This window comes from Geothrix sp. 21YS21S-4 (assembly GCF_030845995.1).
GTDB lineage: Bacteria > Acidobacteriota > Holophagae > Holophagales > Holophagaceae > Geothrix.
In genome coordinates, this window is record NZ_CP132719.1 from 245628 (window position 1) to 266471 (window position 20844).

The 20844-nt window shown below is 71.2% G+C and carries 17 protein-coding genes and 1 riboswitch; of the genes, 9 read left to right on the forward strand and 8 right to left on the reverse strand.

Features of this window, described 5'->3' with window-relative positions; all coding sequences use genetic code 11:
• Positions 1-34 precede the first annotated feature (34 nt).
• The 5 genes from argH to RAH39_RS01210 are packed head-to-tail and all read right to left on the reverse strand — an operon-like array spanning position 35 to position 5561.
• Complete coding sequence (argH, locus tag RAH39_RS01190) at positions 35-1393, reverse strand: argininosuccinate lyase (protein ID WP_306590972.1); 1359 nt, start codon at positions 1391-1393, stop codon at positions 35-37.
• On the reverse strand, positions 1390-2460 hold the full coding sequence (locus RAH39_RS01195; RefSeq protein ID WP_306590973.1) for a M20/M25/M40 family metallo-hydrolase: 1071 nt from the start codon (positions 2458-2460) through the stop codon (positions 1390-1392). The genes argH and RAH39_RS01195 overlap by 4 nt, the downstream gene beginning before the upstream one ends.
• Positions 2457-3392: an acetylglutamate kinase gene (gene argB / locus RAH39_RS01200; protein ID WP_306590974.1), complete on the reverse strand. Its 936-nt coding sequence runs from the start codon at positions 3390-3392 to the stop codon at positions 2457-2459. Before argB ends, RAH39_RS01195 begins: the two co-directional genes overlap by 4 nt.
• Before the next feature lie 31 nt (positions 3393-3423).
• Entirely contained in the window at positions 3424-4416 is a 993-nt protein-coding gene (locus tag RAH39_RS01205) for an N-acetylornithine carbamoyltransferase (protein ID WP_306590975.1), read from the reverse strand.
• Positions 4413-5561, reverse strand: coding sequence for an aspartate aminotransferase family protein (locus tag RAH39_RS01210; RefSeq protein ID WP_306590977.1), 1149 nt, complete (start codon positions 5559-5561; stop codon positions 4413-4415). The genes RAH39_RS01205 and RAH39_RS01210 overlap by 4 nt, the downstream gene beginning before the upstream one ends.
• Before the next feature lie 159 nt (positions 5562-5720).
• Between RAH39_RS01210 and RAH39_RS01215 the strand changes: the two genes are divergently transcribed.
• The 5 genes from RAH39_RS01215 to RAH39_RS01235 all read left to right on the forward strand — a co-directional run bounded on the left by RAH39_RS01215 (position 5721) and on the right by RAH39_RS01235 (position 8736).
• Positions 5721-6122, forward strand: a complete 402-nt coding sequence (locus RAH39_RS01215; protein WP_306590978.1) for an arginine repressor — start codon at positions 5721-5723, stop codon at positions 6120-6122.
• A gap of 76 nt (positions 6123-6198) precedes the next feature.
• Positions 6199-6429: a DUF433 domain-containing protein gene (locus RAH39_RS01220; protein WP_306590979.1), complete on the forward strand. Its 231-nt coding sequence runs from the start codon at positions 6199-6201 to the stop codon at positions 6427-6429.
• Complete coding sequence (locus tag RAH39_RS01225; protein ID WP_306590980.1) at positions 6426-6758, forward strand: DUF5615 family PIN-like protein; 333 nt, start codon at positions 6426-6428, stop codon at positions 6756-6758. Before RAH39_RS01220 ends, RAH39_RS01225 begins: the two co-directional genes overlap by 4 nt.
• A 57-nt stretch (positions 6759-6815) precedes the next feature.
• A complete protein-coding gene (locus tag RAH39_RS01230; RefSeq protein ID WP_306590981.1) occupies positions 6816-7559 on the forward strand; it encodes a hypothetical protein in 744 nt (247 codons plus the stop codon).
• A gap of 4 nt (positions 7560-7563) precedes the next feature.
• Entirely contained in the window at positions 7564-8736 is a 1173-nt protein-coding gene (locus tag RAH39_RS01235; RefSeq protein ID WP_306590982.1) for a murein hydrolase activator EnvC family protein, read from the forward strand.
• A gap of 152 nt (positions 8737-8888) precedes the next feature.
• Here the strand turns inward: RAH39_RS01235 and RAH39_RS01240 are convergent, their stop codons facing one another.
• Complete coding sequence (locus tag RAH39_RS01240) at positions 8889-10076, reverse strand: type II secretion system F family protein (RefSeq protein WP_306590983.1); 1188 nt, start codon at positions 10074-10076, stop codon at positions 8889-8891.
• A gap of 80 nt (positions 10077-10156) precedes the next feature.
• Here RAH39_RS01240 and RAH39_RS01245 point away from each other — a divergent pair, with 80 nt between their 5' ends.
• The 4 genes from RAH39_RS01245 (at position 10157) to RAH39_RS01260 (ending at position 17804) form a co-directional block, all read left to right on the forward strand.
• Positions 10157-12646 (forward strand): hypothetical protein, encoded by a 2490-nt coding sequence (locus RAH39_RS01245; protein WP_306590984.1) that lies wholly within the window; start codon positions 10157-10159, stop codon positions 12644-12646.
• Positions 12647-12685: 39 nt separating this feature from the next.
• Positions 12686-12889, forward strand: a riboswitch (cobalamin riboswitch).
• 139 nt (positions 12890-13028) lie between these two features.
• Entirely contained in the window at positions 13029-15173 is a 2145-nt protein-coding gene (locus RAH39_RS01250; RefSeq protein ID WP_306590985.1) for a ribonucleoside triphosphate reductase, read from the forward strand.
• Positions 15174-15443: 270 nt separating this feature from the next.
• Positions 15444-16052 (forward strand): anaerobic ribonucleoside-triphosphate reductase activating protein, encoded by a 609-nt coding sequence (locus tag RAH39_RS01255; protein WP_306590986.1) that lies wholly within the window; start codon positions 15444-15446, stop codon positions 16050-16052.
• A 9-nt stretch (positions 16053-16061) separates the two neighbouring features.
• Positions 16062-17804, forward strand: a complete 1743-nt coding sequence (locus RAH39_RS01260; protein ID WP_306590987.1) for a glycosyltransferase family protein — start codon at positions 16062-16064, stop codon at positions 17802-17804.
• Positions 17805-17868: 64 nt separating this feature from the next.
• Here RAH39_RS01260 and RAH39_RS01265 read toward each other — a convergent pair whose 3' ends face one another.
• Both RAH39_RS01265 and RAH39_RS01270 read right to left on the reverse strand, forming a co-directional pair.
• Positions 17869-19443 carry a serine/threonine-protein kinase gene (locus RAH39_RS01265; protein WP_306590988.1) on the reverse strand — a complete coding sequence of 525 codons (1575 nt, stop codon included), beginning with the start codon at positions 19441-19443 and terminating at the stop codon, positions 17869-17871.
• A complete protein-coding gene (locus RAH39_RS01270) occupies positions 19443-20840 on the reverse strand; it encodes an OmpP1/FadL family transporter (RefSeq protein WP_306590989.1) in 1398 nt (465 codons plus the stop codon). The genes RAH39_RS01265 and RAH39_RS01270 overlap by 1 nt, the downstream gene beginning before the upstream one ends.
• Between the last annotated feature and the right edge of the window lie 4 nt (positions 20841-20844).

Consider the following 20844-nt stretch of genomic DNA (forward strand, 5'->3'; position numbering starts at 1 on the left):
ATCAACGAGGGAGAAGGGATTTGAACCTTCCTGTTCAGTTCGCCCACAGGGCCTCTTCCGCCTGGGCGTGGGTCCGCTGCCTGGCTTCGATCCACCCGCGGGCGGCGGCGAGGTCGGCGGCGAGGTCATCCAGGGCCAGGTTCCCCGCGCCGCCCAGGTGAGTGGCCGTGAGGGCCTTGCGGTCGGGGGCGAAGGTGCCCTCCTGGAGCTGCTGCGCGACCTTGCGGTAGGCCTCGCGGAAGGGCAGGCCCTCCTGGACGAGGACGTAGGCCTGGTGAGCCGCGTAGAGGTCGTCGCTGGAGGCGGCCGCGGCGGCCTCCGCCTTCACCACCAGCGCGGGCACCAGCGGCTTCAGGACGGCGAACAGGTCGTCGGCGCTGCGGAGCGCGGTGATGAGGGGCTTCTTCAGCAGCTGGAAGTCCCGGTGGTAGCTGGAGGGCAGGCCCGTCGCGACCTGCTCGACGAGGCCCGCGGCCCCGCGCAGCTCTCGGCAGCGGCCCCGGGCCAGCTCCACCACGTCGGGATTCTTCTTCTGGGGCATGATGCTCGATCCCGTGGTGAAGGCGTCGGGCAGCCCGAGGAAGCCGAACTCCTCGGTGCTGTAGAGCGACACGTCCCACAGGAACTTCTCCAGCACGCCGCCCGTGGAGGCTGCCCACTGGAGCACCGCGGCCTCGTGGCGGCCCCGGCTGTTCTGCACGTCGATGGGGCTGCGCTGGACCTTCGAGAAGCCCAGCAGGCTGGCGGTCAGCCCGCGGTCGATGGGCAGCGGCACGCCGAAGCCCGCCGCGGAGCCCAGAGGGCACCGGTCCAGGCGGCCGTAGACGCCCTGGAGCGCCTCCAGTTCCTCCAGCAACCCCTCGGCGAAGGCCGCGGCCCACAGGCCGAAGGTGCTGGGCATGGCGCGGCGAAGGTGGGTGTAGCCCGGCAGGGGCGTGTCGCGATGGGTCTGCGCGAAGGCGAGGAAGGCCTCGGCCAGCTCCGCCGTCCGCAGGCCCAGGCGGACCAGCTTGTCCCGGAGGTAGAGGCGCAGGGCGAGGATCACCTGGTCGTTCCGCGACCGGCCCAGGTGGATCCGGCCGCCGACGGGCCCCAGGTTGCGGGTGAGGTCGGCCTCGATGGCGGTGTGGCCGTCCTCCAGGTGGGGCGGGATGGGGAAGGCGCCCTGCTTGGCGAGGTTGGCGATGCGGCGCAAGCCCCGCAGCAGCGAGGTGGCGTCCGCTTCGGGAATCAGCCCCGCGGCTCCCAGCATGCGGGCGTGGGCGGCGCTGCCCAGGGCGTCCCAGGCCAGCAGCGCCAGGTCCGTCTCCGGATCCTCGCCCACGGTGAAGCGGTGGATGGCCGCGTCCAGGGGCACATCCTTGGCCCACAGCGTGGTGGCTTCGGGTCTCATCGGGCCTCCGCGGCGGCGCGCAGCTTGAAGAACGCGGGGACGAGGGCGGCGTAGAAGGCCGCGCCCGCGTCGAGTTCGGGCAGGGTCAGGTACTCGTCGGGACGGTGGCTGCGGAAGGTGTCGCCGGGGCCGGCCTTCACCGCCGGCAGGTCGCCCAGGAAGGCCCAATCCGAGGTGGTGCCGGAGCCCACCGGACCCGCCTTGCCCGCGGCCTGCAGCGCGGCGCGGACGATGGGGTGGGCGGGATCGGTGCCCTTGGGGAGGTAGCGGCCGGAGTGGACCACGACCTCGCTCTCCAGCAGGCCGCGGAAGTCGGCGGCCAGGGCGTCGTGGTCCTGGTCGGGGCCGGTGCGGAGGTCCACGAAGAACTCGCAGGCGTCGGGCACCTGGTTGCGCCGGAGGCCGCCGCTGATCTGGGTGACCTGCGCCTTCTGGGCGCCCAGCAGCGGGTGCGGCGCGAAGTCCATGGCCGCCACCCGGGCGATGTCGCGGGCGGCCTTGTGGATGGCGTTCTCGGCGCCCAGCATCTGGGCGTTGGCGACGTGGCCGCTCTGGCCCCGGGCCGTGCACTTCAGCAGGAGCATCCCCCGCTGAGCCGCGCAGATCCGCAATCCCGTGGGCTCGCCCACCACGGCCGCGTCCAGCGGGCCGAGCTGGTCCAGGATGGTGGCGATGCCCTGGCCGCCGGTCTCCTCTTCCGCGGTGAGGGCCACCACGACTTCCCCGGGCAGGTCCTGTCCCGCGAGGTCGAAGGCGGCGAGCAGGATGGCGGCGGCGCAGCCCTTGGCGTCGTTGGCGCCCAGGCCCTGGAGCCGCGTCCCGTGCCACACGGGGGTGAACGGATCGCTGCCCCAGCCGGCGCAGGGCGGCACGGTGTCGAGGTGCGAGTTGAGAAGCAGGCGAGCGCCGCCCTTGCTCCCGAAGCTGAACCAGAGGTTGTGTCCCTGGCGGTGGACGTCGAATCCGCGCGACGCGGCGAGGTTCTGGACGAAGTCCGCGATGGGGCCCTCTTCGCCGGAGACGCTGGGCGTTCCCACGAGCCGCGTGAGCAGGTCGGCGGGCGTCATGACTGGACTCCCGCGGCGGCGGGCGTTCCGGCGCCGATCCCCGCACCAATCATGGTGCCGCTGCCCTCGTTGGTGAAGATCTCCGCCAGCAGGGCGTCCGGCGCGAGGCCGCTCACCAGGTGGGCGCTGGGCACGCCGCTCTGGAGCGCGGTCTTGACGGCCGTGAGTTTGGGCCGCATCCCGCCGGTGATGGCGCCCTTGGCCTCCAGGGCGGCGAGATCCTCCAGCGTGGCGTGGGGAATGAGGGACGAGGGCTTCGCGACGTCCTTCAGGAGGCCCGGGACGGAGAGCAGGAAGAACAGCTTCTCGGCGCCCAGGGCCGAGGCCAGGCTGGCGGCGATGGTGTCGGCGTTGGTGTTGTAGATCGCGCCGTCCTCGCCGCCGGAGAGGGGCGCCACCACGGGCACGAATCCGCCCTCCAGCAGGTGGGCGAGGACGTGGGGGTCCACGCTGTCGATGTCGCCCACCAGCCCGAAATCCACCAGCTGGGGCTCGGTGGCGCCGTCCGGCACCACGGGCACCGGCGGGCGGCGGGTAGCCTTCAGCAGGCCCGCATCCACGCCCGTGAGGCCCACGGCCGGGACGCCCGCCGCCTGCAGATCGGCGAGGAGGTCCATGTGGACCTGTCCCGCGAAGACCATCTTGGCGGCGTCCAGCACCTCGGGGCTCGTGATGCGGCGGCCCGCCACCTTCTGCACAGGGATGCCCATGGACTGGCAGACGGCGTCCAGCTCCGCGCCGCCGCCGTGCACCACCACCACGCGGATGGAGAAGGACCACAGCAGCGCGATCTGCTCGCAGAGGGCCTTCCGGATCTTGGGCTCGGAGATCACCTCGCCGCCCACCTTCACCACGAACGTCTTGCCGCGGAACAGGCGGACGTAGCGGGAGGCTTCCTTGAGCGCGGCGTAGGGATTGGGGGACAGGGGCATGGGAACCTCGGACGGAGCGGAAGGCGGAAGGTCAGAGCTGGGAGAGCAGGTCGTGGATCGTGGCCCGCTGCACGTGGAAGCGGTTCTCGGCCTCGTCCACCACGCGGCTCCAGGGGCCGTCGAGGACGCTGTCGTGGACCTCGAGGTTGCGGCGCACGGGCAGGCAGTGGAGGAAGACGGCTTCCTTGGCGGCCTTGGCCATGTGCGCGGCGGTGGGCATCCAGCCGCCGAAGTCCGACATGGGCGCGGCCTCGATTCCGGAGGCGGTGGACGGGCCCCAGGCTTTGGCGTAGACGGCGGCGCTGCCCTCCAGCGCGGCGTCCTGGTCGTTCGTGTAGATGATCTTCCCGCCCGTGGCGGCGGCGTAGGCCTCGGCTTCCGCGCGGACCTCGGGCGCCAGCTCGTAGCCCTTGGGATGGGCCACGCGGATCTCGGCGCCGCAGGCGGCGGCGGTCAGCAGGAAGGAGTTGGGCACGGCCTTGGGCAGGGGCTTGATGTGCGGCGCCCAGGTGAGGGTGACGGGCACCTTCGTGGTGCCGTGGGTCTCCTGCACGGTGAGCAGGTCCGCCAGGCCCTGGTGGGGGTGCTCCCGGGCGCTCTCCATGCTGAGGACGGGCACCGTGGAGAATCGGCGGAAGGCGCTGATCACGGGATCGATCTCATCGACCGCGTCGCCCTGGCCGCCGCTGAAGGTCCGCACGGCGAGCAGGTCCGCGTAGCGGCCCAGGACGGGCACGCCTTCGCGCACGTGCTCGGCGCGGTCCTGGTCCATCACGGCGCCGTCCCGGTCCTCCAGCTTCCAGGTTCCGGCGCCCACTTCCAGGACGATGGCGTGGCCGCCGTGGCGGAGCATCGCCGCCTCGAAGCTGGTGCGGGTGCGGAGGCTGGGGTTGAAGAAGACCATGCCGAGGATGCGGTCGCGGAAGATGGGGCCGGGCCGCTCCTGCTTCCAGGCCGCGGCCTGCGCCAGGATCCGCCGGACGCCGTCGGGGCCGAGGTCGGAGATGCGGGTGAAGTGCTTCATTTCGACTCCGGGGCGAAGGCGCGGATGGCGGCGATCAGGGCGGCGAGGGCTTCGTCGCTGATGTTGAGGGGCGGCATCAGGCGCAGCACCGTGGGATCGCCCGACCCGCCCACCAGGAAGCGGCGCGCGAGCAGGTGCTTTTTGAGGGCGGGGGCGTCGGCGCAGCGCAGGCCCAGCAGCAGGCCTTCGCCGAGGACTTCCGTCACCGCGGAGCCCGCCAGTTCCCGGCGGAGGCGCGTGGCCGCGGCGGCGGCGTTCGCGGGAAGGCCTTCGGCTTCAAGGACGTCCACGGTGGCCAGCAGCGCGGCACAGGCCAGGGGACCGCCGCCGAAGGTGCTGCCCAGATCGCCGCCCTTCAGCTTCGCGGCCACCGCCGCGGTCATCAGGAGCGCCCCCATGGGCACGCCGGACGCGAGGCCCTTGGCGGAGGTGATCACGTCGGGCCGCACGCCGTAGAACTGGGCGGCGAAGGGCGTGCCCATCCGGCCCATGCCCGTCTGGATCTCGTCGAAGATCAGCAGCGTGCCGCTGGCGTCGCACTTGGCGCGCAGGGCCTGGAACCACTCGCGCGAGGCCGTCTTGATCCCGGCCATGCTCTGGATGGGCTCCAGGATGACGCCCGCCACGTCCGAGAAATCGGCGGCGGCGAGGGCGGCCAGATCGCCGAAGGGCAGGCGCAGGCAGGGCGTGAGGTGGGCCGCGAAGGGCGCGGTGATCTTGGGGTCGTCCGTGACCGACAGGGCCAGCAGCGTCCGGCCGTGCCAGCCGCCGTCGAAGGCCGCCAGCTTCCCGCGGCCCGTGAGCAGGAGCGCCACCTTCAGGGCGTTCTCGTTGGTCTCGGCGCCGCTGTTGCAGAAGAAGACGGAATCCATGCCGGCGAAGGCGGTGATCCGCGCGGCGGCGGCGTCCCGGACCGGGAGCGCGGCGGCGGCGGAGTAGAACAGCAGGGACGCGGCCTGGTCCGCCACGGCCTTCACCACGGCGGGATGGCTGTGGCCGGTGGCGCAGACGCAGTGCCCGCCGTAGAAGTCCCACCAGGCCTGGCCCTGGTCGTCGAACACCCGGTCGCCCTCGCCCCGGACCAGGGGAAAGGGATAGGGCGCGTAGGTGGGCAGCAGGGCGGGAACGGGCAGGAGGGCGGTCATCGGAGTCCTGGGATGGCGTGCATGAGGATGCATATTTGTACAAACGGAATGCATAATATGCGCGTGCTGCATCCCCGAATCAAGCGATAATTTCGGATATTGCGTGAAACATTCCGGCGACCGATTGCGCATGCATGCGTTTTCATGCAGCATGTATGCATGGACCTGGATCCGCTCATCCTCCGCCTGCTGGAGGCCCATCCCATCGCCGACCAGACGGACCTCTTGGCGCGGCTGGCCGCCGAGGGCCACGACCTGACCCAGTCCACGCTGTCCCGCCGATTGAAGCGCCTGGGCGTCCAGAAGGTACAAGGCCGCTACCGCCGCGTGGAGATGGCGCCGGTGCTTCGGGACGTCGCCGTCGCCGAAGCCCCCCCCAACCTCCTCGTGCTCCGCACCGCCCCCGGCTTCGCCCAGGCCCTCGGTCTCCGCCTCGACGCGGAGCCCGTCCCCGGCCAGGTGGGCACCCTCGCCGGCGACGACACCGTGTTCATCGCCGTCCTGCCCGATCGCCTGGCCGAGGTGAAGGCCCACGTGGAGCGGCTGCTGGGGGGGCGGTAGAGTCCTCCCTTTTTGAGTTGGTAAGATTGGCGCCCCGAAAACGCTTGGCCTACTCTGAAAGTTCAGGAGAGAGGCCGTGGATCGGAGCCTGCTGGAGCGCATCACGCTGGAGCCCGGAAAGCGGGGAGGAAAGCCTTGCATCCGCGGCCTCCGGATCACCGTCTACGACGTGCTGTCCTACCTGTCTTCCGGAATGAGTACAGCCGACCTGCTGTCCGATTTTCCGGAGCTGACTGAGGAGGATGTCCGGGCCTCCCTTGCCCTCGCCGCGGATCGCGAGCGGCAGCAGTTCCAACTGGGCGCATGAACCTGCTGCTGGACCAGAATCTGTCCTCCCGCCTTTCGGGGCGCTTGAAGGATTTTTTTCCCGGAATCCGCCACGTCGCCGATCTGGGCCTGTCGAGCGCCTCCGACGGAGAGATATGGGAGGCCGCCCGGCAGATGGAGTGCATGATCGTCACCAAGGACTCGGATTTCGTGGATCTCCAGGTTCTGCGCGGGTTTCATCTCAAGGCCCTCTGGCTGCGGCTGGGGAACTGCACGACGGCCCACCTGGAGGCCGCGCTCCGGGCGCATGTTTCGGACATCGCTCGTTTCATCGCCGATGAAGAGATGGGGTTGCTGGCGCTCGGCTGACCGGTGTTCCCGGCTTTCCAGCCTGTACACTGGTCCCTCATCCGTCTGGAGCTCCCCATGGACCGTTTCGGAAGTTCGAAGCTGCGCATCGGCTGGACGTTGGCCTGCCTGTTCCTGACGGGGCTCATCGTCATGGGCGTCCGCGGGCAGCAGGGCGAGGACGGATCGCAGCTCATCGTGTTCGGGACGATGGTCCCCCTCGGCGCCGACTCGCTGCGGGCCTACGCCCTCGGCAACCTCCAGAGCGCGATGTACTGGGTCGTGTCCCTGGTAGTTCTGCTGGGCGCCTACATTCCGGTGAGCCAGTGGACGGCGGCCGCGGCCCGGGGCGAGCGGCTGAAGGGCTTCTTCGCGGGCACGGGATTGGGTTTCGCGCACGGCCTGTTCATGTCGCAGGTGGCGCTCATTCCCGTGTGGGCCCTGAGCTGGCGGCTGCTGGGCCAGGCGTGGCCGGCGGAGCTGCTCCGCGCCGATCTGCATGGACTGCTGCTGGGCCTCCAGATGCTCCTGTGGGCGGTGCTCCTCTCGCGGCTGCTGAAGTCCAGCGCGGGCCTGGCGCTGCTGCTCACGCTCCTCCTCCGCGAACTGGGGCCGCGCCTCAGCTTTTTCCTGGATTTCGGCCAGGACCTCGGCTGGAGCGCGGGCCAGGTGAAGGCCCTCGAAGTGCTGGTGCGCCTGCTGCCCATGGCGCAGCTCCCGTCGGATCCCTTCTCGCCGCTGGCGCTGCCGCTGTCCATCGGAGGCCCGCTGGTGCTGGGCGCCCTCGCCATGCTGCTTCCCGCGGGCGGGCGACGGAAATAGGCCCATGCGGCGCGGCTTCGGCCTCCTTCTCCCGGCGCTCCTCCCTACGCTCGTCGTGGCGCAGGGCGCCCAGGATCCGGCGGGGTCCCGCCAGGACCCCGCCGAGCTGCGGCGGCAGCTGGCGGCCCTTCAGGGACGGCTGGGCCAGGTGGACCAGCAGCTCGAAGCGCTGAAGAAGCGCCGCAAGGGCGTCCTGGTGGAGATGCAGGGCATCTCGCTCCAGCGGGACCGCGCCAAGGCCCAGGTGGAAGGGGCGCGGCTGCGGCGGGACCAGGCCCAGAGCGAGGTCCAGGTCATCAGCCGGGAGCAGACCCGCATCCAGGGCGAGGTGCTCCAGCTCCAGGGCGACCTCCGCAAGCAGGTGCGGTGGCTCCAGGCCCTCGGCCCCTGGGGGGAGCTGGGCTTCTACGCCTCGTTCCATGATCTCGAAGCGTGGCTGGTGCGGGGCCGAATGCTCGCCTGGGGGCGCCTTCAGGAGCGCCGGCGGCTGGAGCGCATCCACCGCCTCCAGGGCGACCTCAGCGTCAAGGAGAAGGCCCTGAAGGAAGTCCTGGCCCGCCTGGCGGGCGAGGAGCGGGAGGCCGCCCAGCTCCAGGCGGCGCTGAAGGTCCAGGAGGACAAGCTCAGCGGATTCCTCGACGGCCTCCAGAAGGACGAAGCGGCCCAGAAGCAGGCCCAGGCCGAGCTGGCCGAAGAAGCCGTACAGCTGGAGCGGCTGCTGGCGGGCCTTCTCGGGAAGCCCAAGGGCGAGGCCTTCGAAGCGGCCGTGGCCTTCGCGGACCTCCGCGGCGACCTGCCCCAGCCCGTGGAGGGCACCCTGGCGCAGAGCTTCGGCGAGCACCTCCACCCGCGCTTCCGCACGCGCACGGTCCAGAGCGGCCTGCTGGTGGCGGCGGAGGCGGGCGCTCCGGTGGCGGCCGTGGCCGACGGCAAGGTGGCCTTCGCCGACTACTACCAGAGCTACGGCCCCGTCGTGATCCTCGACCACGGCGGCGGCTGGTTCACCCTCTACACGCACCTCCTGGGCCTGGAGGTGGCGAAGGGCCAAATTCTGCGGGCCGGCGATCCCCTCGGCGCCGTGGGCGGGACCATGGACGGCCCCCGCCTGGGCTTCGAGATCCGCCATCAGGCCCAGCCCCAGGATCCGCAGAAGTGGCTGAAGCGGAAATACCGGTAGCGATCCGGGCGTGGCCCCACTTCGCATTCAAAGAATAAGGATCACCACCAAGACACAAAGGCACTAAGAAAAGCTCTTTTGAAGTTCTTGGTGCCTTGGTGGTGAAAAGAAAAATCTTGGGTCTTGATCGCCTGTTGGTAGGGATCGCCCCCCTACTTCACCGCGCTGCTGGCGTTGAACAGCGGCACGTAGATGGCGAGAAGGAGCGTCAGGACGACGACGCCCATGAACAGGATCAGCACGGGGCCGATGAGGCTGGTCACGGCGGTGGTGGCCTTTTCCACTTCCTGGTCGAAGAAGTCGGCGACGTGGTCGAGCATCTCGGGGAGGGCACTGCTCTGCTCGCCCACGCGCACCATCTCGACGGCGAGGGGATCCAGAAGCTTGGCCTGTTCCAGCGCCAGGTGCAGGCTGCTGCCCGCGCGGACCTTGTCGGTGACGGTGAGCAGCCCGGCCTTCATCCGCTCACTGGGACTGGTGCGCTGCACCACTTCCAGGGCCTGCACGGCGGGCAGGCCGCCCGAGAGGAGCACGCCCAGTGTCCGGGAGAAGACGCTGGAATGGTACATGCGGTAGAGGGTGCCGATCTTGGGGAGGGTCAGGAGAAGGCGTTCCCCCATTTTGCGGCCCGCTTCGGAGGCCACCATCCACCGGGCGAGGACCGCCAGGCCGACGAGGACGAGCCCCTGCAGCCACAGGGTGGAATTGACCACCTTGCCGATGCCCAGCAGGACCTGCGTGAACATGGGCATCTCCACGTTTCCGCCGGCGTAGAACTCCGCGAAGCGCGGCAGCACCACATTGAAGATCACGCCCAGGGCCAGCACGAGCACCAGCACGAGGAAGGCCGGGTAGAACAGGGCTTCGAGGATGCGGCGGCGGCTCACCTGGGCGAACTTCTGGAAGGACAGCCAGCGGCCCAGGACGTCCGGCAGGGTACCGCTCCGCTCGCCGGCCACCACGTTGCTGCGGTAGACGGGCGGGAAGGAGCCCGCCTGCTCCAGGGCATCCGAAAAGGACATGCCCTCGCGAACCAGATCCACCACCTGCGTGAGGGCGCGGCGGAGCTGGGGATCCTTGCCGTGGCCCACCAGCAGCTCCAGGGACTGGAGCAGGGGGATGCCGGCCTTCAGCAGGGCGAGCAGCTCCTGGTTGAAGAGGACCAGGGATTCGGTCTTGAGCTGGGCGCGGCTGCGGAAGGCCGTGTCCGTGCGCGTGATCTCCAGGGGAAAGCTGCCCTCTCCCAGAACCCGCGCCCGGAGCGCCTCCGCGTTCTCCGCCTCGAAGTCCCGCACGAGGACTTCGCCGTTGGACTGGGTGAGCCGGACCGTGAATCGCATGGGCACCTGGAAGCTCTGAGGATAGCGGAAAGCGGCCGGAGGGCCGGAGACGGTAGCCTGGAGCATCTTCCGGAGACCGCGTGCCGCGTCGCCCGTTTGCTTCGATTCCCGTCCTCGCCCTCAGTTTGGCCGCGCAGTCCCCGGCGCCCGCTCCCCTGCGGACCGGCGTGCCCCAGCCCCTGACCCTCGACCTGCGGCAGGCGGACAGCGCGGCGCTGCTGCCGAAGGACGCCCGCGACGCGGGCCAGGTGGAAGCCGTCCGGCAGCGGTGGACGCCGCTGGTGGCGGGGCTGAAGGACGCGCCGTCGGTGCGGATCCTCCTCCCCTCCGGCGACGGTCGCCTTCCGCTGCTGCTGGCGGCGTCCCAGGCGCTGAAGGCGCAGGCCCCGAGCCAGCGGCTCTACGTGGGCTTCGACGCCCAGGCCGCGCCCCTGCTGGACGAGACGGCCTGGGGCGCCGTGGACGGCGGGGCGCTGGTGCCGTCGGACCTGAACCTGGATCCGGGCCGCTGGCGGGAGCAGCTCACCCGGGCCCAGGACAGCTTTCCGGGCCGGCCGTGGACGCTGTGGCTGCCCTCCGATCCCGGCGCGCTGGTGTCGGTGCTCCTCGGCGACGGCGGGCGCGTGGTGGTGCCCGCGGGCGGCCCCGGCGCGCGGCTGGCGGCGGAATTGCCGCAGGGATTCGAGGACGTCGAGGGAGGCCCCGCGGACCTGACCCTGCGGAATCCGGCCGGCGAGGCCCGGCGCTGGACGTTCGCCCAGGGCGCGTGGTCCTCCGCGACTCTGCCCAAGACCCGCCACGAAGTGACGGTGACGGCGGCGGAGACCTACGACGTGGGCGCCCTGCTGGCCAAGGTCCGGGCGGCCCAGCTCCGGGGACGGGCCGCGGTGCGGACGGTGCAGGCCAAGGCCGACCTCGACCTCCACATCCAGGGCACCCGCGGGGCGGGCGGGGACCTGGGCTTCACCTTCGGCTATTTCGAGCGGGCGGGCGAATGGCCCGAGCTGCTGCAGAAGGAGGTCCGGCTCAACGGCGTCACCGCCAAGCTGGACGGCGAGGTGCAGCTTCCGCTCATCGAGAGCCGCCAGTCCATGGCGCTGCCCGTGGCTCTGGGGCTGACGGAGCGCTACCGCTACCGCGACGGCGGATCCGCCGGGCCCGGTCGGCGCCTGCTGCGGTTCGAGCCTGCGGGCGTGGATCCCCTCCTGTACCGCGGCGAGCTGGAGGTGGACGAGGCCACCGGCCGGATCCTGGTGGAGCGGCGTGAGCGCGTGGACCTGCCGGGCACCGTCAAGAGCGAGCGCGAGATCCTCACCTACGGCGAAGCCGTGCCCGGCGTGTGGCGGCCCGTGGCGGTTCAGACCTTCGAGCGGTGGGTGAGCGCCGGCGGCATGGTGCAGGTGCAGCGGCGGTTCACCTACCGCGACTTCGAGGTGAACGGCGGGGGCTTCGACGCGGCCCGGTCCGCGGCCCGGGAGTCCGGCGCCACCATGCTCAAGGTGACGCCCGGGGGCGCCCGCTACTTCACGCGCCAGCCGGACGGCACCCGCAAGATCGAAGAGAAGCCCAAGAGCAACGGCCGCGCCGCCGCGGGGCTGGTCCTGGTGGATCCGGGGCTGGAGCCGCCCGTGATCCCCCTGGCGGGGTTGGTCTACTTCGACTACAACGCCTTCGGCAAGGGCATCCAGCTGAACGCCCTCACCGCAGCCGTGTTCAACACCGCCAGCCTCGCCATTCCGCGCGGCCTGGGCGGGTTCGACGTGAGTGCCAACGCCTCCGCCCTGCTGCTGAAGGGGACGGAGCGGCCCGTGGTGAACGGCAAGCTGGCGGATCGGGACGGCGTGGGCCATCGCTTCGGCTCGCTGGGCGTGGAGCTGGGGCGCGACCTGGGCCTGGGCTTCCGGCTGGAGGGCCGCGGGGACTTCGTGTACGACGACTACAGCCTGGGCGATTCCAAGTACCGCACGCCGGATTACGCCCTTCCTCCTTCGGGGCTGACGAAGATGGGCACCCTCCAGGGCTCGTGGCTGTTCCGCGGCTTCCAGGTGCAGGCCTTCCACGGCTGGGGCCGGCGGCCCGACGGCATCTACGGCACCCCGGCGGATCCCCAGGCCGTGCCGGACGGCGGAGGTTTCCGCCGCTGGGGCGCGAGCCTCGGCCTGGACCGCGAGGTGAGGCCGGGCGTCTGGTTCCACGGCGAAGCGGGCTGGGCCTCGGGCGAGGGCTTCGACCGCTTCAAGGGGCTGGACGTGGGCGCCGTGGGGGGCGCCGCCCGGGTGGCGGGCATCCGCGCCAACGCGCTGGTGTCGGATCGCCAGACCTACGTCAAGACCGCCCTCGCCATTCCCACGGGGCCGAACCTCCGCCTCTCCGTCAGCCTGGAGCACGCCCGGGCGCGCAGCCTGGACGACGGCCGGACCTACGGGATGACGGGCGTGGGGTTCACGGGCGACCTGCCGGGCTTCTGGATCTTCACGGCGGTCCGGATGGACCTGGGCGTGGGCGTCCAGAGCGACATCGCGGGCGTGAAGGGCGTGAACGGGTTCCTGGCCCTGCTGCGGGTGTTCTGATCCCAGATTTAGGGTTGACCATCGACGGCATCCACTACATCTTGGGGTCTACTCCATGGTGAGCCCGGGTCTCCCGGGTTTCCAAAAGGGAAGCCGGTGCGAATCCGGCGCTGCCCCGCAGCGGTAAGGGGGAACGAGGATCCATAAGCACTGGCCCCGCGCGGGCTGGGAAGCGGGATCCGAGGAACCTGGCTACCAGAGCGCCCCCCAGCCCGAAGACCTGCCATGGATCCGCCCTCCGGCGGCGCTCGTCGTTTCGAGGGAAAACGGCGGCGGCGAAATCCCAGTTCCATCCGTTCGGCCCATCCGCCGCCTTCGCGGCCGGCGGGTCCCGTTCCCATCTCCCATCGATTGTCCGCGCCGCCGCGGACCAGGAGGTTCCATGTCCCCGTCCACCCTTCCGGAGGACCGCCCGTCCAGCGTGCTGGAGCCCGCCGCGCCCGTGTTCGTGCGGAAGAGGGACGGGCGGACGGCGCCCTTCGACGCGGCCCGGATCCTGTCCGCGCTCCAGCGGGCGGGCGCCGCCTGCGGCGAGTTCGGCGCCGAGGAGGCCCGCCTGCTCGCGGCCCAGGCGGTGAAGGTGCTGTCCCATCGGCGCGCGGCGGAGGCCCCGGGGGTGGAGCAGATCCAGGACGTGGTGGAGCAGGCCCTGATCACCGCCAACCACTTCCGCACCGCCCGCGCCTACGCCGTCTACCGCGAGCAGCGGGCCCGGGCGCGGCAGGACAAGCGGACGGTGGTGGAGGTGGCCTCGTCCGTGAACGAGTACCTGGACCGCCTGGACTGGCGGGTGAGCGCCAACGCCAACCAGAGCTATTCCCTGGGCGGGCTGATCCTCAACGTGTCGGGGAAGGTGGTGGCGAACTACTGGCTGAACCACATCTACCCGCCGGAAGTGGGCCAGGCCCACCGGAACGCGGACCTCCACGTCCACGACCTGGACATGCTGGCCGGCTACTGCGCGGGCTGGTCCCTGCGGACCCTGCTGGACGAGGGCCTGAACGGGATCCCCGACAAGGTGGAGGCGGGGCCGCCGCGGCACCTGTCCAGCGCCGTGGGCCAGATCGTGAACTTCCTCGGCACCCTCCAGAACGAGTGGGCCGGCGCCCAGGCCTTCAGCTCCTTCGACACCTTCCTGGCGCCCTACGTCCGGAAGGACAACCTGGGCTACGGCGAAGTCCGGCAGTGCATCCAGGAGCTGATCTACAACCTGAACGTGCCGTCGCGGTGGGGCACCCAGACGCCCTTCACCAACCTCACCTTCGACTGGACCTGTCCCGAGGATCTGGCGGCGCAGGTGCCGCGCATCGGCGGCAAGGAGATGCCCTTCACCTACGGCGACCTCCAGGCGGAGATGGACCTCATCAACCGCGCCTACCTCGAAGTGATGATGGCGGGCGACCTCAAGGGCCGCGCGTTCACGTTCCCCATCCCCACCTACAACATCACCAAGGACTTCCCCTGGGAGTCCCCCAACGTGGACCTGCTGTTCGAGATGGCCGGGAAGTACGGCCTGCCCTACTTCCAGAACTTCCTGAACTCGGACCTGGAGCCGCGGATGGTGCGCTCCATGTGCTGCCGGCTGCAGCTGGACCTGCGGGAGCTGCTGAAGCGGGGCAACGGCCTGTTCGGCAGCGCGGAGCAGACGGGCTCCGTGGGCGTGGTGACCCTCAACTGCGCCCGGCTGGGCTTCCTGTTCCCCGGCGACGAGGCGGCGCTGCTGCGGCGGGCGGACGAACTGCTGGACTTGGCGAGGACGTCGCTGGAGATCAAGCGCAAGGAGATCCAGCGCCTGATGGACGGTGGCCTCTTCCCCTACACGCGCCGCTATCTGGGGACGCTGCGGAATCACTTCTCGACCATCGGCGTGAATGGCCTGCACGAGATGATCCGCAACTTCAGCGGCGACGTGGAGGGCATCGAGGGCGATTGGGGCAAGGCCTTCGCCCTGCGGTTCCTGGACCACGTCCGCGCCCGGATGACGGCGTTCCAGGAGGAGACCGGCCACCTCTACAACCTGGAGGCGACGCCCGCGGAAGGCGCCACCTACCGCTTCGCCAAGGAGGATCGCGTGCGCCACGCGGGCATCCTCCAGGCGGGGACGGACGAGCAGCCCTACTACACCAACTCCTCCCAGCTGCCCGTGGGCCACACGGACGATCCGTTCGAAGCCCTGGAGCACCAGGAGGCCCTCCAGCGGAAGTACACGGGCGGGACCGTGCTCCACCTCTACATGGGCGAGCGGCTCTCCAGCGCCGAGGCGTGCAAGCGCCTGGTGCGCAAGGCCCTCAGCCGCTTCGCCGTCCCCTACCTCACCGTGACGCCCACCTTCTCCATCTGCCCAACCCACGGCTACCTGTCGGGCGAGCGGGAAACCTGCCCCACCTGCGAAGGCGAAGGCCGGCGCCAGCCCTGCGAAGTCTGGACCCGCGTCATGGGCTACCACCGCCCCAAGTCCACCTTCAATCCCGGGAAGCAGGGCGAGTACGCCGAGCGCCAGTGCTTCGCGGAGCCGGCCGCCGTCTGAGGGCCAGGGCGATCAGGGACTGGCGAAGCCCCGCCAACCACGATCTTCCGAACATCGAGAAAAGCCACATCCAAAGCGGAGGAGCGCCGAGCGGCCAAGGAAAGCGGATGAATGTCTCTCCGATCTCCTCCGTCCCTCAGCTCTCCTCAGCTTTCATTCCTTCCGGACACGGCACTCTCCACCCCAAGAACTTCATCAACGTTGAAGAAAGCTCTTCTTGGTGCCTTGGTGGTGATCCTTGATCCTTTCGATTACAAGCGGTGTGAATCCATGGGAACCCTCGCCGTCGGCGGCTTCGTGCCCTTCACCACCGTGGATTTCCCCGGGCGCCACGCCGCTGTCGTCTTCTGCCGCGGATGCCCCTGGAGGTGCGGCTATTGCCACAACGCGCACCTCCAGGGACCGGACTCCGATCTGGACTCCGGTCCTGACTGGACCGCCGTCCTCGCCCTCCTGGAAAAGCGGCGGGGGCTGCTGGAGGGCGTCGTGTTCTCCGGGGGCGAGCCGCTCCTCCAGCCCGCCCTTCCGGAAGCCGTGGCGCGGGTCCGGGGCCTCGGCTACGCGGTGGGCCTGCACACGGGCGGCAGCGATCCGGAGGCCTTCCGGCGCGTTCTTCCCGACCTCGCGTGGGTGGGCTTCGACGTCAAGGCGCCCTGGGAGCGCTACGACGCGCTGACGGGCGCCCCGGGCAGCGGCAAGGCCGCGCGGCGGAGCCTGGAGCACCTGCTCGCGGAGGGAATCCCCTTCCAGGTCCGCACCACCGTGGATCCGACCTTCCTGCAGGAGCCGGACCTCCAGCGGATGCGCGCCGCCCTGACGGAACTGGGAATCCGGGACTGGACGCTCCAGCCCGCGCGGCCGATCCCCGCGAGACCCTAGACTGGAGCGATGCTCCGCACTCCTTTCCACGTCCACGCCATGGCGACGCTCAAGGTGAGCGGGCGCCGCATCCTGGGCTGGCGGACGCTGGCGTGGACCCTCGCGGCGGCGCTGCTGCTGTCCGGCCTGGGGCTGGGGAACCACGAGCTGTGGGACTACCACGAGCCCTACGTCGGCGGGATCGTCCGCGAGATGGCCAGCAGCGGCGATTGGATCGTGCCCACCCTCAACGGCCAGCCGTACCTGGAGAAGCCGCCGCTGTTCTACGCCCTGGGCGCCCTGGTGTGCCGCGCGACGGGCAGCTTCGATCCCTGGGCCCTCCGCCTGCCCTCGGCCCTGCTGGCCCTGGCGACGGTGGCGTGGAGCAGCTTCCTGGGCTGGCGCCTCAGCTCCGCGCGGGCCGGCGGCTGGGCGGGGTTCATGGTGGGCACGGGCGTCCTGTTCTTCCAGGTGGGCCACATGGCCGTGGTGGACATGGCGCTCACGGCGGCGGTGAGCTTCAGCCTGGGCCTGGCCTTTCTCGCCCTGGTGGAGCCGGCCTACCGCGCCCGCTGGGTGCCCTGGTTCTGGGCCAGCCTGGGCCTGGCCTTCCTGGCGAAGGGGCTGGTGGGTCCCGTCCTGGTGGCCCTCCCCGTGGCGGCGACCCTGCTCATCGAGCGGAATCCGGAACTGCTGCGGGCCTTCCTCCGCCCCAACGCGGGCATGGCGGCGGCGGTGCTGCTGGCCCTGGGCTGGGCGGTGCCCCTGGGCCTCCGGGGCGGGCGGGAGTTCCTGACGGAAGTGTTCGTGCGGAACACCGTGGGCCGCTTCCTGGCGGACCCGAACCTGGTGCCCCGCACGGGGCGGCTGGGGGAACATGTCGAGCCCTTCCTGTTCTACGTCCAGCGCGTGCCGGGGAACCTGCTCCCCTGGCTGGGGATCTGGGTCGCGGCCCTCGGCTCGGCCCTCCCCCGCCGCCGGCGGCACCACCTCTCGCCGCGCAGCTACTTCCTGCCGCTGGCCTTCGGGCTGATCCTGCTGCTCCTCTCCTTCTCTGCGGAGAAGCGGATGGTCTACATCCTCCCCGTGTTCCCCATCTCCTTCGTCCACGCCGCCCTGTGGCTGGACACGCGCGTCCCCCGGGCCCGGCGGCGGGTGGATCGCACCCTGATGGCGGTGCTGGGGCTCACCTTCCTGCTGGTCGGGATCCTGGGCGTCGGCTTCCCCTGGGTGGTGATGGACCGGGCCGGCCTGCCGTGGCCCGCGGCGCTGACCATGGCGGCGGCCTCCCTGGTGCTGAGCGTCCTGTCGCTGCGCCTCCTGTGGCGGCGGGATTTCCCCGGCGCCCTGGACCTGGCGATGGCCCAATGGACCGGCTTCCTCGTGGTGTTCCTGGTGTTCGCCGTGCCCCAGTGGGACCGGGAGAACTGGGCGCCCCTGGCGGATCCCTATGCCGCCGCACTCCGGCTGGAGCGGGCGGGGACGCGGGTGGTGGGGGGCCGGCTGTCCGAGACCCAGCTGGGCTTCGCCAGCCTGCGGCTGCGCCATCCCCTTCCCATGGCGGACGACGCCGCGACCCTCGGCCGGGAACTGGCCTCGGACCGCCCCGTGGCGGCGCTGGTGGAACCCCAGTGGTGGACGGCCGAACTTGCGGCGGCCGCGCCGGGAACCGTGCGCCCCACCGCCGCCTCGATCCTCCGTCCCTCCCTGCGGAGTCGGGCGCCAGTGTTGGTGCTCAACCCCGCGGCGCTGCGGCGGGCGGAGGGGCGCTGATACCGCTTTGCATTCAAAGCTAAAGATCACCCCCAAGACGCTAAGGGCACCAAGAAACGCAGCCTCAGTGGGGAAAGCTGTTCTTGGTGCCTTGGTGTCGTGGTGGTGAAAAAAAGCCTGGGTCTTGATCGCTCATGGGTACGAGCCCTTCGGAAACCTCGGCCAGGACACGCAGGATCTCGCCGTCCTCCGGCCGCTGGTCCGGCTCCTTGTCGAGCAGGCGAGCCACCAGCCGCGCCAGGGCCGGGGGAACGTCGGGGCGCCGCTCCGCGAGATCCGGCGGCGGGGCGTGGCGGTGGCGCTCCAGGATCTGGAATGGCGTGTTTCCCTCGAAGGGCGGAGCGCCGGCGAGCATGTGGAACAGGATCACGCCGAAGCTGTAGCGGTCCGCGGCCGGTCCCACGTGCGTGCGGACCTGGGCCTCCGGCGCGGCGTAGAGCGGCGTTCCCAGGAAGGCGTAGGTGGTGGTCACCGTGGCCGCGTCCATCACCCGGGCGATGCCCAGGTCCATCACGCGGGGGCCTTCGGCGGCGAGCATGACGTTGCCCGGCTTGAGGTCGCGGTGGACGACGCCGTGGGCATGGGCGTGGGCCATGGCGCCGGCCACGCCGAGCGCGATGTCCACGGCTTCCGCGAGGGGAAGGGGCCCGTCCCCCAGCCGCGCCTCCAGGGTGCGGCCCGGGAGGTATTCCATCGCCAGGTAGGGTGGGTCGTCGGGCCGCCCCGGATCGAGGATGCGGACGAGGTTGGGATGGTCGAGGCGCGCGCCGAGCTGGGCCTCCTGGTGGAACCGCGCCCGGAAGGCCGGATCCTGCGCCCGGTGCGGATGGGGCACCTTCAGGGCCACGGCTCCGCCCGTCCGGCGGTGGCGGGCGAAATAGGTGTCGGCGAAGCCGCCGCTCCCCAGCAGCCGCTCCAGGCGGTAGGGCCCCAGGTCCGCGGGCAGATGGCGGAGGGAGGCGAAGGGCGCTGGGCGGTTCCGCAGGCGCCGGCGCATCCAGAGCCACGCGGTCGCGGCGATCGCGGCGCCGCCCAGGCCCAGCGCCGTCCAGGGAAGGGGGCGGGCGGGCTCCTGGGGCGGCGCCGGAAGGGCGCGTTCCGGCGCGGGCCCGGGGCCTTCCGCGCGGGGCGCCTCATGGGGAGGCGAGGCCGGGAGGGAAGGCGTCGACGGGCCGGGCTCGGGGACGGAGCGGGGCGCGTCGGTGGAGACGGACGGCAGCGGCGGCTCTGTGGCGGGGGCCGGCTGGGGAACGGGTGGGGGCTCCGCACGGACGGGGGCGGCCGGCGAACTGCGGGGCCGCAGGTCATTGAGGCGCTGGACCAGCGCCTCCCGGGCCGCCCGGGGCTCGGCGCCCGCCTGTTTCAGCTCAGCCTCAGCGGCGTCCAGGTCCCGCAGCTCGATCAGGCAGCGGGCGAGATGGGTGCGGGGAAAGTAGCCCACCAGCAGGTGGTTCCCATAGGTGACGACCCGTTCCGCCGGCTCGGGGCGGAGGAGGATGGCGCGACGGAACGCGGCGGCGGCCTCCGCCCAGCGTCCCGCCTGCTCGGCCTCCAGCCCGTCCTGCCAGGCGGCGTAGAAGGTGGGCTGCTGCTGGGCGAGGAGGGGCGCGGCCACCAGGAACCACCGCAGCGGACGCATCAATCGCCCACGAACAGGTAGCGCAGCGCCCGGTCCACGGGGCCCCGGTCGAAGGTGTGGATGAACGAGACGTCCAGGCGGTGCTCGCGGATGCGCTCCATGCCCACGGAGGTGGGCGGGGTGCGGGACAGGAGCTGGTCCACCTCCAGGAACTGCGAGGCGCGGCGGGTGGACCAGCCGTAGCGGTAGGCCAGGTCCACGCCGGTCCGGCCCCGCTTGAACCCGCTGCCCAGGGAGGCGCGGTAGATCACGCGCTGCTCGCCGGTGATGGTGTCCACCAGGGGCTGGGGCTCGCGGCTGAGGCCCGCGCGCAGGGGAACGATGGCGTTCCCGCCGGTGATCCACAGGTGCTCCACGCCCACGTGGGCGGTGGTGACGTTCGGGGTGCGGGTCTCCCGGTCCAGGTCGAAGAAGCTGAGCCCGTTCAGGCCCGGCGAAGCGGACATGTAGCGGGCGCTGGCCCACAGGGTGTGCGTGACGTCCGCGGTGACCAGCCACCGCTCCGCGGGCCGGAGGGCCAGTCCCGCGCCCGTGGCCGCGGGCCAGTGGAGCCCCGTCCGGATGGGGGGCGTGGCGACGTCCAGGCCGGGCAGGTTGGCGGTCACCTGGGTGGCGAAGGTGTAGTCGGCGTGGAAGCCCGTCCGCCTCACCAGGCCCACGCTCCAGGTGGGCCAGCGCCAGATGAGCCCCACGTTGAAGTTGTCGCCGTCGAGGGCGCTGGACTGGTGGAAGTCCACGGCGGTTTCCCGGGCGGGAGAGGTGCGAAGGCTGGCGGAGGAGACGTCCCACCGGCCGCGCCACTGGTTGTAGCCCACGCCGAAGAGCACGCGCTGGGACAGTTCGTAGGCCACGGCGACGGAGTAGAGGTCGATCTGGCCGGACTGGTTGATGCCCTGGGTGAGCCGCGCGGGAAGGCTGCCGCTGTCGGCCTCCGGGGTCTCCTGGAGGGTGCGGTCGTCGTGTTCACCGAGGGCGATGGCGCGCTGGACGGAGAGCTGGACCACCAGGTTCCGCCCCGCCACCCGCACCGGCGCCGTGGCCGAGACGAACAGGGGGTCGAAGCGCGTGCTGCTCGCCAGGGCGTCGGACACGGCGAGCGCCCGCCGGCGGCCGCGGGTCTCGAAGTCCTCGTAGGACACGTTCCGCTGGAGGCCCCGGGCCACGAAGCTCACTTCGGGATCCAGGAGCTGGGCCAGCCCGGCGGGATTGAACGACACCGCCGTCGCGTCGTCCGCCACGGCGATGAAGGCGCCGCCCAGGCCCATGGCCCGCGCCCCGGCGCCCTCCACCGTGAAGGCGCTCCGGGACTGCTCGGCGATCAGCGAGCCGATGGGCGTCTGCGCCGACAGGGCCGCGGCGAACAGGGCGGCCGGAACGAGGCGGGCGGAAAGGGGCATGGGC

Bases quoted from the DNA above. Each gene is read 5' to 3' on its own strand.
- argH (WP_306590972.1), bottom strand. From the start codon at position 1,393: ATGAGACCCGAAGCCACCACGCTGTGGGCCAAGGATGTGCCCCTGGAC.
- RAH39_RS01195 (WP_306590973.1), bottom strand. From the start codon at position 2,460: ATGACGCCCGCCGACCTGCTCACGCGGCTCGTGGGAACGCCCAGCGTC.
- argB (WP_306590974.1), bottom strand. From the start codon at position 3,392: ATGCCCCTGTCCCCCAATCCCTACGCCGCGCTCAAGGAAGCCTCCCGC.
- RAH39_RS01205 (WP_306590975.1), bottom strand. From the start codon at position 4,416: ATGAAGCACTTCACCCGCATCTCCGACCTCGGCCCCGACGGCGTCCGG.
- RAH39_RS01210 (WP_306590977.1), bottom strand. From the start codon at position 5,561: ATGACCGCCCTCCTGCCCGTTCCCGCCCTGCTGCCCACCTACGCGCCC.
- RAH39_RS01215 (WP_306590978.1), top strand. From the start codon at position 5,721: ATGGACCTGGATCCGCTCATCCTCCGCCTGCTGGAGGCCCATCCCATC.
- RAH39_RS01225 (WP_306590980.1), top strand. From the start codon at position 6,426: ATGAACCTGCTGCTGGACCAGAATCTGTCCTCCCGCCTTTCGGGGCGC.
- RAH39_RS01230 (WP_306590981.1), top strand. From the start codon at position 6,816: ATGGACCGTTTCGGAAGTTCGAAGCTGCGCATCGGCTGGACGTTGGCC.
- RAH39_RS01235 (WP_306590982.1), top strand. From the start codon at position 7,564: ATGCGGCGCGGCTTCGGCCTCCTTCTCCCGGCGCTCCTCCCTACGCTC.
- RAH39_RS01240 (WP_306590983.1), bottom strand. From the start codon at position 10,076: ATGCGATTCACGGTCCGGCTCACCCAGTCCAACGGCGAAGTCCTCGTG.
- RAH39_RS01250 (WP_306590985.1), top strand. From the start codon at position 13,029: ATGTCCCCGTCCACCCTTCCGGAGGACCGCCCGTCCAGCGTGCTGGAG.
- RAH39_RS01255 (WP_306590986.1), top strand. From the start codon at position 15,444: ATGGGAACCCTCGCCGTCGGCGGCTTCGTGCCCTTCACCACCGTGGAT.
- RAH39_RS01260 (WP_306590987.1), top strand. From the start codon at position 16,062: ATGCTCCGCACTCCTTTCCACGTCCACGCCATGGCGACGCTCAAGGTG.
- RAH39_RS01265 (WP_306590988.1), bottom strand. From the start codon at position 19,443: ATGCGTCCGCTGCGGTGGTTCCTGGTGGCCGCGCCCCTCCTCGCCCAG.
- RAH39_RS01270 (WP_306590989.1), bottom strand. From the start codon at position 20,840: ATGCCCCTTTCCGCCCGCCTCGTTCCGGCCGCCCTGTTCGCCGCGGCC.